Genomic DNA, 13,611 nt, shown 5'->3' with positions numbered 1-13,611 from the left:
CACGGCCCGGCCGGCCGATCTCAAACTGTCCCTGCGGGTACCAGTAATGACAGGGACGGGCTGGCGGCTCGATCGGCGGAATCGGCGACGGATGCCGTGTGGTTATTGGGTCCATCGATAACCAACTCCTGTTGAGAGGACCCCGAAATGGCCATCATCCGTTTCCACGAGACAACCACCGCAACACCCGAACAGTTCATCGCCGGGCTCACCGATTTCGGGCCCGGTCGATCGAAGCTCTTCAAGAACAGCGCCGATGGCTACCTGAAGGTGCACAGCCTGGGGCTCCATGAGGCTGACGTAACGGAGGGCTCGGGCGGTATCTGGGAACGTCTGCATTACGACTGGTCGCATCCGCAGTACGTGAAGCTCACCACCATCGACTCCAATCTGTTCGGTGGCGCTTCGGGTCATACCTACACGCTGACACCACAACCTGACGGCACGACTCAGATCGACGCTGTCCTCGTGCGCGAGGGCAAGAATCTCAGAGGACGAATTGTCGCGGGAGTTCTCGGCACAGTGGGAAAGCGCTCGCTGGCCAAGGCGTTCAGTAGCAGCGTCAAGGCGATCGAGGCTCGCGAGGCCGTCCAGAGCTGAGCGGCGATCCGTAGCGCCGTCGCGGTAGTCATTGCGCGAGGCCAGGGCGTCGTCGCTTTCCTTGCACCGACAACGCCGTCATGGTGGCAGCATCATGAGTTGGGGATGACGCTCTGGACACCGAACCACCCCGAGATCGGGATCCGACTGAAGGAGCAGCAGGATGATGGCAACGATGCGGTCTGTCGTCGCCGAGACGGTCGGCGAACCGTCCGAGGTGCTGCGTCTACAGGCCCGCCCAATTCCGAAGCCCGGTCCCGGCCAAGTTCGGATCCGGGTGGCCGCGGTGCCTGTCGAGGCCAGCGATCTGCACACGATCCGCGGCCGATACGGATTCACCCCGGAGTTCCCGGCGGTACCCGGCATCGAATCTGTCGGTGAGATCGACGAAATCGGCAGCGACACAGAAGGTCTGACCGTCGGGCAACGTGTCGTGACGATCGGGGTCACCGGCACGTGGCAGGAGTACATCGTTGCCGATGCCGAGCGGGTGTTGCCAATTCCCGCGAGCCTGAGCACGTCCACGGCCGCGCAGCTTCTCAGCAATCCGCTCACCGCCGTGATCTTGACCAGTGACGTGCTCGACGTCCGGCCGGGTGAATGGCTGCTGCAGACGGCGGCCGGATCAACCGTTGGTCAGTTGGTCATCCAACTCGGGACACACGTCGGCTTCAAGACCCTCAATGTGGTGCGGCGTCGATCCGCCGTCGAGGACATTCTCGCGTTGGGTGGCACCGCGGTGATCTGCACCGAGGACGAGGACCTGCGTGAGCGCGTGGCCGACATAGCGGGCGAGGGTGGGGTGTCCAAAGCGATCGACTGTGTCAGCGGTCAGGTGGGTGCGGACGTGTCGCGGGCTCTGGCACCGCACGGCGAGCTGGTCGTCTACGGTGCACTGTCCACGCACCGCCAGACCGACCCCGCCAAACTCACCATCCCGATTTTCGCGCGTTCACTGATCTACGAAACCAAGTCCGTTCGGGGGTTCTGGCTGTTCCGCTGGTTCACCGAGACCCCGAAAGACCGGATGGCCGCGACGATCGACCGGACGGTCCAACTCGCCGCCGGCGGGGCCCTGCGGGTTCCGGAGGGCCAGCCGATTCCGGTCGAAAAGTTCAGCGATGCTGTCCATCTGGCCGAAGCTCCCGAGCACGGAGGCAAGCCGTTGCTGGTGTTCGAGCCGTAGCGCAGATCCGGCGGGCCAACTGCACTGCACCGTAACGTGATTCGACGACGGTCGGGTTATCTCAGTGCTCGGACCACATCTATGCCGAACGTGCGAACAGATAATGCCGCGCCCGGTGGGTGCCGTTCTGGTCCATCGAGGGCTCATCCCCGCTGGACAGCAACGTCCAGCCGTCGCTGAAACGTCGTTGAACCTCATCGAACCCGATGCCGGGTACGCCCATCGACGCTCCCGGGATGAACGCCACGATCAGCAGTTGTGTACCGGGGACGGCTACCGCGCTGACTTCCCGGACGTAGGCATCGCGGTCGGCGGCGTTCATGCCGTGCAGGCAGCCGCTGTCGATGATGAGGTCGAACCCTGCGCCGATGCCAGACGAACTCAGTTGTGTCACATCGGCTTTTGCGAAGAACACGGGCATTCCGCCGGCCTTCCTGCGAGCCTTCTTCAGCGGTTTGGCCACATAGTCCACACCGGTGACCCGCCAGCCGTGTCGGGCCAGGTACACCGCGTTGTCCCCGGTCCCGCAGCCCAGATCGAGCGCGGTCCCGGGGGGCAACGATGTTCTCTCGACCAGATCGGTCAGGCTGTGCGCCAACGGGTGGCCGTCCCAGGGCGTGACCCCGAGCCGGTAGAGCCACCGGAACACCCGTTGGCGCGAGCTCATGGCGTCACAGCGCCCCCAGGTCAGAGGACAGCCAGTGCTCAGGCTTGAAGAACACCGCGACGCTCTCACCGTGCTCACTGCGGGCGAACTCCAGATACGGCTCCACCTTCTCGGGAGCCAGGTAGCGCTTGGTCATCTCGACGAGCTGCTCATCGGTGCCCGGTTCGATGCGGGAGACCGCACCGTCGACCGCGACGTAACGCACCGTCGGTTCCAGCCGCTCGACCATCAGCGTCGCGTGCCCGGCCGCCTCGATCAGCCGGTGCTTGCGTGATCCCACCCCGGTCAGGACCCACGGTTCCCCACCAGGGCTGTACTGGTACCAGATCGGGACGGTCAGCGGACCGCGCTTGTCGCCCGCGTACACCGAGAGGGCGGCGATGTGCGGCTCGGCCAGAAACTGTTCGCGTTCTTCTTTGGAAAGGGCCATAAAACTCAGGCTAGCGCCGTGCCACGACACGCGTCGGCGTCGTAGAGTCGGCATTCATGCGCTTCGGACTCTTCATCCCGCAGGGCTGGCGCCTTGACCTCGTCGACATTCCCATCGAAAGCCAGTGGCAGGTGATGCGTGACCTGGCGACCTACGCCGACGCAGGCACCTGGGACTCGCTGTGGGTTTATGACCACTTCCACACCGTTCCGGTGCCGACCGACGAGGCCACCCACGAGGCGTGGTCGCTGATGGCGGCGTATGCCGCGACGACGTCGCGGATCAAGCTCGGCCAGATGTGTACCGCGATGAGCTACCGCAATCCGGTCTACCTGGCCAAGATCGCCGCCACCACCGACATCATCTCGGGCGGCCGGGTGCAGATGGGCATCGGCGGCGGTTGGTACGAGCACGAATGGCGGGCCTACGGCTACGGTTTCCCGTCGGCCGGGGTGCGGCTGGGCCGGCTCGACGAGGGCGTCCAGATCATGCGTGACGCCTGGCGCGACGGGCGGGTCAGCTTCGAGGGCAGGCACTACCAGGTCGACGGTGCGATCGTCGCTCCGAAGCCTTTGCAGGACAGTGGCATCCCGTTGTGGATCGCCGGCGGCGGCGAAAAGGTGACGCTGCGTATCGCCGCCAAGTATGCGCAGTACACCAACTTCACCTCTGAGCCGGCGGGCTTTGCCCACAAGTCACAGGTGTTGGCCGACCACTGCCGCGACGTGGGAACCGACTACGGCGCGATCGTGAGATCGGCCAACTTCAACGCCGTCATCGGCGACTCCGAAGCCGACGTCGCCGAGCGGGTCGCGCGGTTGCGGGCACGGCAGGTGCCGGTGGCCGGTGAGGCGACCGTCGATGCCATGCTCGCCAACGTCACCGCCCCCGAATCGGCAAGCGGTACACCCGAACAGGTCATCGAGAAGCTCCAGAGGATGCGCGACCTCGGGTGTGAGTACGCGATTCTGTACTTCCCGGAGGCCGCCTACGACCGGTCCGGTATCGAACTGTTCGAGCAGAAGGTCATCCCCGCGCTCAGCTAGGCGTACCGACCACGGACGCCGCCCGCGCGCAAAGGCCGTCAAACGTACATCGGGTAACCGGTAGGTGACCAGAGGCGGTATTCCAGGTGAAACATGTGCGGTGGCTTTGAATCGCGAGCTGCTCCATGATCCCCTCGTGACGTTGATATCACGGGAGTTCGGGAGCGGGAGCATCTCTGCCTCGACAGTCGGGGCCGATACGGCCGCGGTGTGCAATCCCTTGCCGCGCGTGGTTTCCCGCGCGGCCGCCCCGGTTGCCTGTTCCAGGCCCGCGCACAGCGCTGACGTCGCACAATCGCGGCTGTTCGAGGACATTCTGGTCGGCGAAATCGCCGAGCTGCGAGACCATCTCGCGGCCGCCGAACTCCGGTGGCGACGCCTTCGGGAACGCAGCCGGGTGGCCGACGCGCCCGTGCCGGAAGCGCTGGTCCGGATGCACGCGCGCATCGCCGAGGCGGAGCGTCTGCTGGTCCAACTGCGGTCCCGGTTCGGCTACGACGGGGATTCACTCCGGGTGATTTAATCTGCGCGGCTCGTTCGGTGGTGCTGGGAGTTGCCCTCAGCCGGGCACGGCTGACACCCGATCAGTGTCCGGCACTTTGACCTCCGTCGACGTGCAGGATCTCACCGGTGACGAACCCGGCCCGCTCCAAGTACAGCACCGCGTCGACCACATCGTCGATGTCGCCCATGCGGCCGACGGGATGCAGCGCCGAGAGGAATTCGTGGGTCTCGGGCGAGTGCATCGGGGTGCGGATGATGCCCAGTGCGACGGCGTTGGACCGGATGCCCCGCGACGCGTACTCGACTGCCAGCGCCTTGGTTGCGGCGTTCAGCCCGCCCTTGGTCAGGGACGCCAGCACCGAGGGCACTTGGGAGTTGGCGTGGTCGACGAGGCTCGTGGAGATGGTGACCACGTGTCCGCCTTCGCCGTGGGATTCGATCGCGGCGATTCCGGCGCGGGTCAGTTCGAAGAAGCCGCGCTGATTGACTCCGGTGACGGCGTCGTAGTCCTCGTCGGTGTAGTCGGTGAAGGGCTTGGCGATGAAGATGCCGGCATTGTTCACGACGGTGTCGACCCGGCCGAAGCGCTCGACGGCGGCGTCGATCACGTGCTTGCCTACGCCCGGTCGGCCGATGTCGCCCGGCACGGTCAGCACCATCGGGTCGTCGCTCTCACCGATGTTGCGGGAGTTGGCGACGACGGCGTAGCCCAGCTTGCGGTAGCCCGCCACCAGGGCTTCGCCGATGCCCTGGGAGGCGCCGGTGATGACTGCGACGTGTGGTGTGGTGCTCATGAGGGTGGTCTCCTTGTCTTGGAGCTGGTCGGATGCACACCTCAACGCATTCGCCGGACCGGTGATGTCCGGCCGATGTGACGGGATAGCTCGTTGCTGCGAGGTTCCGCCTAATACGCTCGTTCGGTGGAACTGCGCCAGTTGCGGTACTTCGTGACCGTCGCCGAGGAGCTGAATTTCGGACGCGCGGCAGAGCGCCTGCGGATCGCCGGCCCGTCGCTGTCCCAGCAGATCAAGGCGCTGGAACGTGACCTCAAGGTGCAGCTGTTCGACCGTGACCGGCGCTCGGTGGCACTGACTGCGGCCGGGACCGCACTGCTGCCCGGCGCTCGGGCCCTGATTCAGCAGGCCGACGAATTGCGCAGGAGCGCAGCGGGGATGGCGACGAAGGAACCGGTGCGGGTCGGGTACGTGAACTGGTGTCCGGGTGATCTGGCGGAGCGCGCGGCCGGACTGGCGCAGCTGCGGGTGGACACCTGGGTGATGCCGTCGCACACCCAGGCGGCCCGCGTCGCCGACGGCAGCCTGGACCTCGCGATCTGCTGGGTGCAGACCCCCGACCTCGATGCGTTGGGACTCGACGCCCGCCTGATGGGCGTCGACCGGTTGTACGCCCTGTCCGCGGGGCGGGACGATACGCCGGTGAAAGCCGCCGACGTCCTGGTGCTGGTGGATGCCGACGCCGCCAGCTGGTCCTCGTGGAACCGGTACGGCGAGCAGTTCGCGGCCGACACCGGGGCGCGCGTCATGCGCACCGACGACGGCGGCGTGACGGGGCCGACCTTCTTCGAGCACGTCCGGGAATTGCGGCGGCCGGTGCTCAACAACCCCAAGGGGCAGGACGCGCCATTGCCGAAGGACCTGGTCCGGCGTCCGGTGCTGGGGCCGGTCCCGCTGTGGACCTGGTCATTGGTCTGGCGCCGCGATGAGGACAGTTCGGCTGTGCGCGCCGTGATCGACGCGTTCACCCGCGGTGTCGGGGACCTCGGTATCGGTGACACCGGAGCGTGGCTGCCCGCTGACGACCCGTATCGAGATCGCGGCGAAGGCGGCGAGTAACACCACGACCGCCCCGGCCGCCAAGGCGGTCCGAAACCCGTTGTGCACGAACGGTGACACCGCGACCGGTCCGATGATCTGGCCGACGGAGTAGCCGGCGGTCAGCAGCGCGACAGCTCCCGGGAACTGCAGCAGCCGGCCGGCGGCCAGTGCCGGCGTGCTGATCCCGATGAATGTGCCGCCGAACAGGACCGCGCCGATGAGCGCCGCAAAGCCGTTTCCGAGGCACGCCAGGCCGATTCCGCCTGCCTGCAACAGCAGTGCCCCGGTGAGTAGAACGGGGTGGGAGTAGCGGGAGCTCAGCCGTGCCCACACCGCGGCGGAGGGGATTGCCGCCAGTCCGACGACGAGCCACGCCCCGGTGCCCAGCCGGCCCGGCGAGTTCTGCGCGATGGCGGCCACCAGAAAGGTGCCCGCGATGATGTACCCGATGCCCTCGAGGGTGTAACTGCCGAACAGCAGGGCGAACGGGCGGCGCGTGGTATTCCGCTTGCCGACAGTATCTTTCGATGCCTCAGCCGGCGGGGCCGGGCGCAGGCCCCACGCGGCGGCACCCAACACCGCGGTGAGTCCGGCGGCCAGCCACCACGCCGCCTTCCACCCGTTCTGCGCCGGCAGACCGAACACCAGCGCGGCCGACAAGGCGATGCCGACGCCGACACCACCGAATGCCCAGCCGGGTAGGTGCGGCGGATGACCGTGCAGATGATCCAGCACCGTATTGATGGCGATGACGAACACCAGGGCGCTGGCCACCCCGGCCACCACGCGGAGAGCCATCCAACCGAAGGCATTGCCGGTCAACGACATTGCCGCCAGGCTGACCACTAGCACAACGAGCGACACTCGGCATGCGGTGATCGAACGGGAGAGCCGCGGCGAGCCGGCGCCGGCGACGGCGCCGAGGAGGTACCCGACATAGTTGGCGGTGGCAAGATGGCCCGCCGCTGAGGTGCTGAGCCCGGCATGCGCCGTCATCAGCGGCAGGATCGGGGTGTATGCGAAACGCCCGATCCCCATCGCGGCAGCCAGGATCGCGGCGGTGCGCGCGACGTGCATCCAGGGGTGATTGCGCATCGGTCCATGGTGTGCGGCGCAGGTCAGACCTGCCACGACCGAATGGCTCGTAGCTGTGAGGTGCTTCCTCCCAGTCGTTTCTGACCCGATGTCCTCCGTGCGCGTTACGCTCCGGGTGACCCTGGGAGCCACTCATGACTGATGCATTTGTGCTCGGCGGTGTTCGCACACCGTTCGCCCGGTACGGCAGCTCGCTGTCGCACATCCGCGCCGACGATCTTCTCGGAATGACCATGAAGGGCGCGTGCGAACGCGTCGGCGTACCGATGGACCAGGTCGAGGACATCGTTGCCGGCTGCGTCAACCCCGCGCACGAGGGCATGGGCGACGTCGGCCGGTGGGCCGCCTTGGCCGCGGGCTTCCCGGACAGCGTCGCCGGGGCGACCATCAACCGGTTCTGCGCCTCGTCGCTGAGCGCCACGATCAATGTGGCGCACGCGATCCGAGCCGGTGACCTGGGTGTCGGGATCGCATGCGGCGTCGAGTCCATGTCACGTTCGGGCTGGGCCTACATGAAGGGCGACGCACCGTTCTCGCCCCGTGGGCCGGTGATCCTGCTCGACACCATGTGGGCGGGTGCCGGCGGTCCGCCCAACCCGGCGCTGCTGGCCCGCAACGCCTACATCGGCATGATCGAGACCGCGCAGAACGTGGCCGACCGTTACGGACTCACCCGTGAGGAGATCGACGCCTTCGCGCTGCGCAGCCAGCAGCACGCCAAGGCGGCGAGGGACTCAGGCCGGCTGGCCAAGGAGATCATGCCGGTCGAGATCGCCGCGACGAAGAAGACGCCGGGGCGGACATTCGAGCACGACGAGTTCATCCGCGACGACACCACCGCCGAGCAGCTGGCCAAGCTGCCGCCGCAGCCCGGGACCAAGCAGATGACGGCAGCGAACTCGACGCCACTGACCGACGGCGCCAGCGCCGTGCTGTTGGCGTCGGGCGAACGCGCGGCCGAACTGGGGGTCCGGCCGCTGGCCCGGGTGGTGTCGTCAGCCGTGTACGGCATCGACCCGCTGGTAATGGGCCTCGCCCCGGCCTGGGCGATACCGCTGGCCATCAAGCGGGCCGGGTTGACGCCCGAGCAGATCGACGTGTGGGAGGTCCACGAGGCGTTCAGCGCGCAGGCACTCGGCGTGTTGCGTGAACTGCCCAACCAGCTCGGCGGGTTCACCGTCCCGGACGAGAAGCTCACTCCGAACGGGGGCGCCGTCGCGATCGGGCATCCATTCGGTGCCACCGGCACGCGGTATGTGCTCACGCTCGCCACCGAACTGCGCGAGCGCAACGCCCGCTACGGCGTCGTCGGCGTGTGCGTCGGGTCGGGGCAGGGCGTCGCCCTGGTCCTCGAGAACCCCGCCGCCGGCTGACATCTGACCGTCCGATTCGGCCGGTCTGTCTGTGAGAGACCTTCGAAAATGCTGTGTCGAACGGATTTTCGTTGGAAGGCAGCGAGTTGGGCCGACGTTGGCGGATACTCAGGTCGTCTCCCTGCCGAGGCTCGCTGGAGGCGGATATGACCTACATGGGAAAGCCCTACTACCCGGAGTGGCTGGACAACCTGGCCGAGGACGTCACGCTGGAGGCCGCCGCGATGGACGGCACCGCTCACGGTGCCGAGTCGGTGCGGGCCATCGTGGATGCCGCGCGAAGGCACTACGACGACCAGCAATTCGCCTACGCAGGTCCGTGCGGGGAAGACAGATTCATCGAGGACTACTCCAGCAGTGTCCGGGGCGTGCCCACCTACGTGATCGTGCAGGTCACATTCAATGCGGCCGGGCAGACACAACACATCGTGGTGAATCACCGGCCGCGTAGCGCGCTGCTGGGCTTCTCCCGACTGATGCTCGAACATTTCGCAGGAACTCCGCTGGCCAAACATTGGGAAGGCACCCCGTAGAACATGGCTGAACGCTTGTATCTGGTCACGGGCGCAGGTGGCGGCACCGGCGGCGTGAGCCGGCAGGTGATCGAGCTTCTACGCCAACGCGGGCACCGGGTCCGCGCGGTGGTCCATCACGATGACGCCCGTGCCGACCCGCTACGCGATATGGGGGCTGAAGTCGTGGTCGGTGACCTGACCGACCCGCAGAACGTCGCCGAAGCGGTGGCCGGTGCCGACCGGATGTTCTTCTCGATGGGTGTGTCCCCGGACTACCTGCAGGCCACGGTCATCGTCTGCGATGCCGCACTGGAATACGGCCGCCTGGAGGTGGTCGTGAACATGTCGCAGATGACCGTTTCCCAGATGACGGCGACCAGTGTCGGGGAGTCTCGTCAACATCGATTGCACTACCTCGCCGAGCACGTCTTGAACTGGTCGGGCGTACCGGTGGTGCACATCAGACCGACAGCCTTTCTGGACAACCCGCTCTTCACCTCGTTCGCGGCGCCTTCGCTTCGTGACCGAAACCTGTTGGCCCTCCCGCTCGGAACCGGTCGAACCTCACCGATCGCCAGCAACGATGTGGCACGAGTGGTTGCCGCCGTGCTTCTCGATCCTGATCACCGCATCGGCGACGTGTACGAGTTGACCGGCCCGGTAAGCCTGGACATCGACGGGCTGGCCGCCGAATACACGCTCGGGCTGGGAAGGCCGATACACGGTTCCGACATAGCGCACGAAACGTGGATGGAAACCGTCATCAAGCCGTTGGGCTTGCCCGCACACCTCGAACAGCACTTGGCCACAATGGCGCAACTGCACCGAGCCGGGCGCTACGACCGGGCCACCGACGAGGTCGAACGGATCACCGGGCAACCCGCGACCACCGTTGGCCAGTATGTCGCCCAGCACCCCGAGCTGTTCTCATGAGTGTCAAGTGAAGTGGATATCGCTCAGATCGATAGCGACCATGAGCTCATCGGGCATGAGCTGTCCGGCCGAATCGCACCGGTACGCACGACGTTTCGTCGGAACCTTGATGCCGTCCACGTCGACGAGGTCGTCGACGTACTGGACGGCCGAGAATCCGCCGGCCACGTCGACCCGGTAGTCGTGCCGCCTGATGAGCCGGTGGTCGTCGAAGTAGAACTCCTGCACCGGACTGTGGGTGGCGATGTGAGGTGGAAAGGAGACGCGCAGACCACGCCACGTCTCACCGTCGTGCTCGACGGGTGCGATCTCGTCGACCGTGACGCCGGGCAGGCTCAGCAGGAATGGTGTGGTCAGATAAGTCCACAGTGCGTAGCCGTTGAAGTAGGAGCGCTGCAGTGGATTCCACGGAGTTTCGAGTTCGTGGCCGGCGAACGAGTCTCGCGGACTGGGCAACTCGGCCACTATGCGGCCGTCCAGCTTCTCGATGGCGACGCGATCGGCGGTGAAGTCGGTCTTCTGGTCGGGTGCACCGAACGGCTGGACCGAGGCCCACTGGCGATCCAGGGCGACGGTCATTCGGCGCGGAGTGTCGTCCTGGGGCTGGCCTTTGAGCGTCCAGAGTTTGCCTCCGGTCACGATCGTCGCCTCCACCCGGGAAAACTCGTTCCAGCGGGTCAGGCCACCATGGGCGTCGAGAACTTCGGCAAGCAGATCGGTCATCTCAATCCTCGTCACTTCGGTGGGAACAGGGTGATCGCCGCACCCCACAGCGCACCCGGATTGATCCGGTCGGGGTGCCGGGCCAGCATCCCGGCGTAGAAATCGTCTGCGCCGGCGGATGATTCGACCAAATTGCGCGCATCGGTGAGGTAGCGACGGGTGGCGTCGATCTGAGACGGGTCGTCTGGCGCGTCGGGATTCTTGTGGCCGGCGATCACCGTCGTCGGCCGCAGAGCCTCGGCAATGTCCAGTGCCGCGAGCCATTCGTCAACGCCCTTCACGCCGCCCGACTCCGTGAGATACAGATGCACACCGTTGTAGACCACGTCGCCGGCGACAAGGAGCCCGGCGCTCGGCACGTGCAGCATGGTGGTGGCGTCGGTGTCGGTGTGCCCGACCTCGACGGGACGTAGTTGCTCGCCTTCGAGTTCGAACCCGGCTTCGTCGACGATGCCGACCTCGACATCTCCGGTCGGCAGCTCGCCGGGAAACACCTTGTCCCAGAAGCCGGTCCGGAACTCCGGCGAGTTCTGCGCGGCCATGTGCGCCGCTGTGCCCGCCGTGGCATAGACCGCTAGGCCCGGGCACCGCCTCAGCAGCGGGATTGCGCCGAACCAGTGGTCGCCGTGACCGTGCGTGATGTAGATCCCGGTCAGTCGTCGGCCGGACGCCTCGACCCAGTCGCCGACCTCGGCCGCCTGCGCGGTGGTCAGGGGCGGATCGACGAGCACAGCGTCCCGGGAACCTGCGATCAGCGTCGACGAGATCGGCGACCACATCCGCCGGCTGCCGTCGGGCAGTGGGCCGCGGCCCGACTGCGGAATCTGGCCGGTGACAAAAACCCGGTGCGTCAGCGCGCTCATCATGCCTCCTTGAGGAAATGTGTTGACGGGATCGCCCCGGCGAGGCGGTCACGGATCTCGGCGGAGAACCGCAGAACGGCGCCCAGCGGCCGGTGGTGGATCGCGGCGGAGACGATGCGTCCCTCGGCATCACGTTCCAGGATCGTGATACCCCGGATCGCCATCCCACCGAAAGCCGTTGCCCGCCATTGGACGTAGCTGGTCGGGCCATCTGTGGTCTCGGCCGTGAACTCCAGCGTCTCGTAGATCGAGCTCGCGACGCCGAGCACGGTCGCGACGGCTTCCCGACCGGCGACAGGTTCGACGAGGGTCGTGGCGTCGAGCACCACGTCATCGGCGAAGGTGTCGGCGAAGCTCGCCCGCGACTGCTCGGCGAACGCCTGACGCCAGCCCGCGGCAGTCGCACCACCGGCGATCTCGTCGGCGAACGCCACGATGGCGGCTGCGACCTGGTCGGCGAACTCGATATGAACCCAGTGCCCGCCGCCGTCGATCACCCGTTCACGGGCCTGCGGGAAGCGCGGGGTGATCGTCGCGACGAGGTCGGCGGTGACGAAGGTGTCCTCGCTGCCCCGGATCACCAGTACGGGTCCGGTGTAATCACTGATCGACGATGCGTCCGGCACGCCGTCATTCCAGACGTCCACATAACGGCTCACCACGTCCGGTCGTGCCGACTCTCCGGCGCGGGTCAATCGGTCGAGCTGGTCGTCGGTAAGGGCCGGGGACAGGTTGGACCGGGCCGCGCGCTGTGCGGCGGGATCGCCGCCCAACGCCCGGAACGGCGCAAGGGCGTCGGCGGGAAGCCGGGTGCCGCCCAACGGGACCGGCGTGAGCAAGACCAGCCCGGTGACCTTCCCGGCGTGACCGGCGGCGACCAGTTCGGCAACCTGGGTGCCCAGGCTCTGCCCGACAACGATGACATCTGAGTCGACGCCGTTGAGGAGCCGGCCGGCCTCGGCAGCCAGCGCTCGCAAGGTCAGCTCCGGGTCGGCGGCACGAGCGCCGAAGCCCGGCAGCTGATAACGGATGACGTGCACGTCGTCGGGTAGTGCGGACACGAGGTCGTCCCAGACGTTGACGTCATCGAGAAAGCCGTGGATGAGAAGCACGGTGCTCATTTCGCGGCCGCCTTCGTCGCGCCGGACGGTGACCATGCGGCGGTGTCGATGGGTGAGAAGTCAGTTGCGTTGCCGTCCAACCGCTCGGCGCGCTGGACCGCCAACGTTTCGGCAAGGCCCTCTGGCAGCGGGGTGGTGAAGATGTTGTCGACCATTGTGTACTCGCCCGCCAGGCGGCCGAATGCGTTGAGCGCGCCGACGTCGATGCGCCCGCGTGACAGGTACAGGTCGTCGCGCACGTGGATGCGCGTCACCCGGCCCCACACCACGTGGTCGGGCAGCGGCGGCATCGGGATGATGCGGTCCACGACGCACTCGAACGAGATCGGTGAGTCCGCGATGCGAGGCGCCGAGATGGTCTCCGATGGCGCCTTGGTCAGCCCCAGCGCATCGAATTCATCTACCCCGGAGTCGAATTCGAAAGCGGATCGGTGTACGGCGTCGGCCTGAGCGATTGTGGCGACATTGACCACGAACTCGCCGGTGTCACGGATGTTGACGAAGGTGTCCTTGAGCGTGACGCCATCAGAGCGCGGCTGCAGCGAGATGGACAGGATCGGGGGCATCCGGCCGACGACGGTGAAGAACGAGACCGGCGCGATGTTGCCCACGCCCTCGGCCGAACTGGTGCTGACCCAGGCGATCGCACGGGGCAGGATGCTGCCGATGAGAAGCTTGTAGCTGGATGTGGGGTCGAGGTCGTCCGCATCGATGATCATT

Annotated in this window: 15 protein-coding genes and 1 pseudogene; 8 read left to right on the top strand and 8 right to left on the bottom strand. The window is 66.6% G+C overall.

All coding sequences use genetic code 11. The annotated features are described in order from the left end of the window. Positions 1 to 147: 147 nt before the first annotated feature. Together ACWEFV_RS17530 and ACWEFV_RS17525 are read left to right on the top strand one after the other, a co-directional pair. Positions 148 to 600: a hypothetical protein gene (locus ACWEFV_RS17530; RefSeq protein ID WP_450071091.1), complete on the top strand. Its 453-nt coding sequence runs from the start codon at positions 148 to 150 to the stop codon at positions 598 to 600. A 166-nt stretch (positions 601 to 766) separates the two neighbouring features. Next, entirely contained in the window at positions 767 to 1,786 is a 1,020-nt protein-coding gene (locus tag ACWEFV_RS17525; RefSeq protein ID WP_135452650.1) for a zinc-dependent alcohol dehydrogenase family protein, read from the top strand. 79 nt (positions 1,787 to 1,865) lie between these two features. Here the strand turns inward: ACWEFV_RS17525 and ACWEFV_RS17520 are convergent, their stop codons facing one another. After that, on the bottom strand, positions 1,866 to 2,453 hold the full coding sequence (locus ACWEFV_RS17520; RefSeq protein WP_450071090.1) for a class I SAM-dependent methyltransferase: 588 nt from the start codon (positions 2,451 to 2,453) through the stop codon (positions 1,866 to 1,868). A 4-nt stretch (positions 2,454 to 2,457) separates the two neighbouring features. Then, on the bottom strand, positions 2,458 to 2,883 hold the full coding sequence (locus ACWEFV_RS17515) for a pyridoxamine 5'-phosphate oxidase family protein (RefSeq protein ID WP_135452651.1): 426 nt from the start codon (positions 2,881 to 2,883) through the stop codon (positions 2,458 to 2,460). Between the two features lie 56 nt (positions 2,884 to 2,939). Between ACWEFV_RS17515 and ACWEFV_RS17510 the strand changes: the two genes are divergently transcribed. Beyond that, the gene (locus tag ACWEFV_RS17510; protein WP_135452652.1) at positions 2,940 to 3,929 is read left to right on the top strand and encodes an LLM class F420-dependent oxidoreductase; all 990 of its coding nucleotides are present in this window, start codon (positions 2,940 to 2,942) and stop codon (positions 3,927 to 3,929) included. Between the two features lie 136 nt (positions 3,930 to 4,065). Continuing rightward, on the top strand, positions 4,066 to 4,452 hold the full coding sequence (locus ACWEFV_RS17505; protein ID WP_135452653.1) for a hypothetical protein: 387 nt from the start codon (positions 4,066 to 4,068) through the stop codon (positions 4,450 to 4,452). A gap of 61 nt (positions 4,453 to 4,513) precedes the next feature. On the opposite strand, the gene ACWEFV_RS17500 is transcribed toward ACWEFV_RS17505, so the two are convergent. After that, the gene (locus ACWEFV_RS17500; protein ID WP_450071089.1) at positions 4,514 to 5,227 is read right to left on the bottom strand and encodes an SDR family NAD(P)-dependent oxidoreductase; all 714 of its coding nucleotides are present in this window, start codon (positions 5,225 to 5,227) and stop codon (positions 4,514 to 4,516) included. Positions 5,228 to 5,353: 126 nt separating this feature from the next. Between ACWEFV_RS17500 and ACWEFV_RS17495 the strand changes: the two genes are divergently transcribed. Next, on the top strand, positions 5,354 to 6,286 hold the full coding sequence (locus tag ACWEFV_RS17495) for a LysR family transcriptional regulator (RefSeq protein WP_450071088.1): 933 nt from the start codon (positions 5,354 to 5,356) through the stop codon (positions 6,284 to 6,286). 42 nt (positions 6,287 to 6,328) lie between these two features. Here the strand turns inward: ACWEFV_RS17495 and ACWEFV_RS17490 are convergent. After that, positions 6,329 to 7,345: pseudogene (locus ACWEFV_RS17490) on the bottom strand (YbfB/YjiJ family MFS transporter); the annotation flags it as partial. Between the two features lie 152 nt (positions 7,346 to 7,497). Between ACWEFV_RS17490 and ACWEFV_RS17485 the strand changes: the two are divergent. The 3 genes from ACWEFV_RS17485 (at position 7,498) to ACWEFV_RS17475 (ending at position 10,184) form a co-directional block, all read left to right on the top strand. Continuing rightward, positions 7,498 to 8,736: a thiolase family protein gene (locus ACWEFV_RS17485; RefSeq protein WP_450071087.1), complete on the top strand. Its 1,239-nt coding sequence runs from the start codon at positions 7,498 to 7,500 to the stop codon at positions 8,734 to 8,736. A 146-nt stretch (positions 8,737 to 8,882) separates the two neighbouring features. Beyond that, positions 8,883 to 9,269, top strand: a complete 387-nt coding sequence (locus ACWEFV_RS17480; protein ID WP_450071086.1) for a hypothetical protein — start codon at positions 8,883 to 8,885, stop codon at positions 9,267 to 9,269. Between the two features lie 3 nt (positions 9,270 to 9,272). Then, complete coding sequence (locus ACWEFV_RS17475; RefSeq protein WP_450071085.1) at positions 9,273 to 10,184, top strand: NAD(P)H-binding protein; 912 nt, start codon at positions 9,273 to 9,275, stop codon at positions 10,182 to 10,184. Positions 10,185 to 10,187: 3 nt separating this feature from the next. Here ACWEFV_RS17475 and ACWEFV_RS17470 read toward each other — a convergent pair whose 3' ends face one another. The 4 genes from ACWEFV_RS17470 to ACWEFV_RS17455 are packed head-to-tail and all read right to left on the bottom strand — an operon-like array spanning position 10,188 to position 13,610. Further along, entirely contained in the window at positions 10,188 to 10,907 is a 720-nt protein-coding gene (locus ACWEFV_RS17470) for a hypothetical protein (protein ID WP_450071084.1), read from the bottom strand. A gap of 11 nt (positions 10,908 to 10,918) precedes the next feature. After that, positions 10,919 to 11,770 carry an MBL fold metallo-hydrolase gene (locus tag ACWEFV_RS17465; protein WP_450071083.1) on the bottom strand — a complete coding sequence of 284 codons (852 nt, stop codon included), beginning with the start codon at positions 11,768 to 11,770 and terminating at the stop codon, positions 10,919 to 10,921. Next, positions 11,770 to 12,891 carry an alpha/beta fold hydrolase gene (locus ACWEFV_RS17460; RefSeq protein WP_450071082.1) on the bottom strand — a complete coding sequence of 374 codons (1,122 nt, stop codon included), beginning with the start codon at positions 12,889 to 12,891 and terminating at the stop codon, positions 11,770 to 11,772. Before ACWEFV_RS17460 ends, ACWEFV_RS17465 begins: the two co-directional genes overlap by 1 nt. Continuing rightward, the gene (locus tag ACWEFV_RS17455; protein ID WP_450071081.1) at positions 12,888 to 13,610 is read right to left on the bottom strand and encodes a flavin reductase family protein; all 723 of its coding nucleotides are present in this window, start codon (positions 13,608 to 13,610) and stop codon (positions 12,888 to 12,890) included. The genes ACWEFV_RS17460 and ACWEFV_RS17455 overlap by 4 nt, the downstream gene beginning before the upstream one ends. Between the last annotated feature and the right edge of the window lies 1 nt (position 13,611).

The sequence above is a fragment of the Mycobacterium sp. NPDC004974 genome (assembly GCF_053600815.1).
The sequence above is the reverse complement of the archived record's forward strand: the minus strand, read 5'-3'. Positions and strand labels throughout refer to the sequence as shown.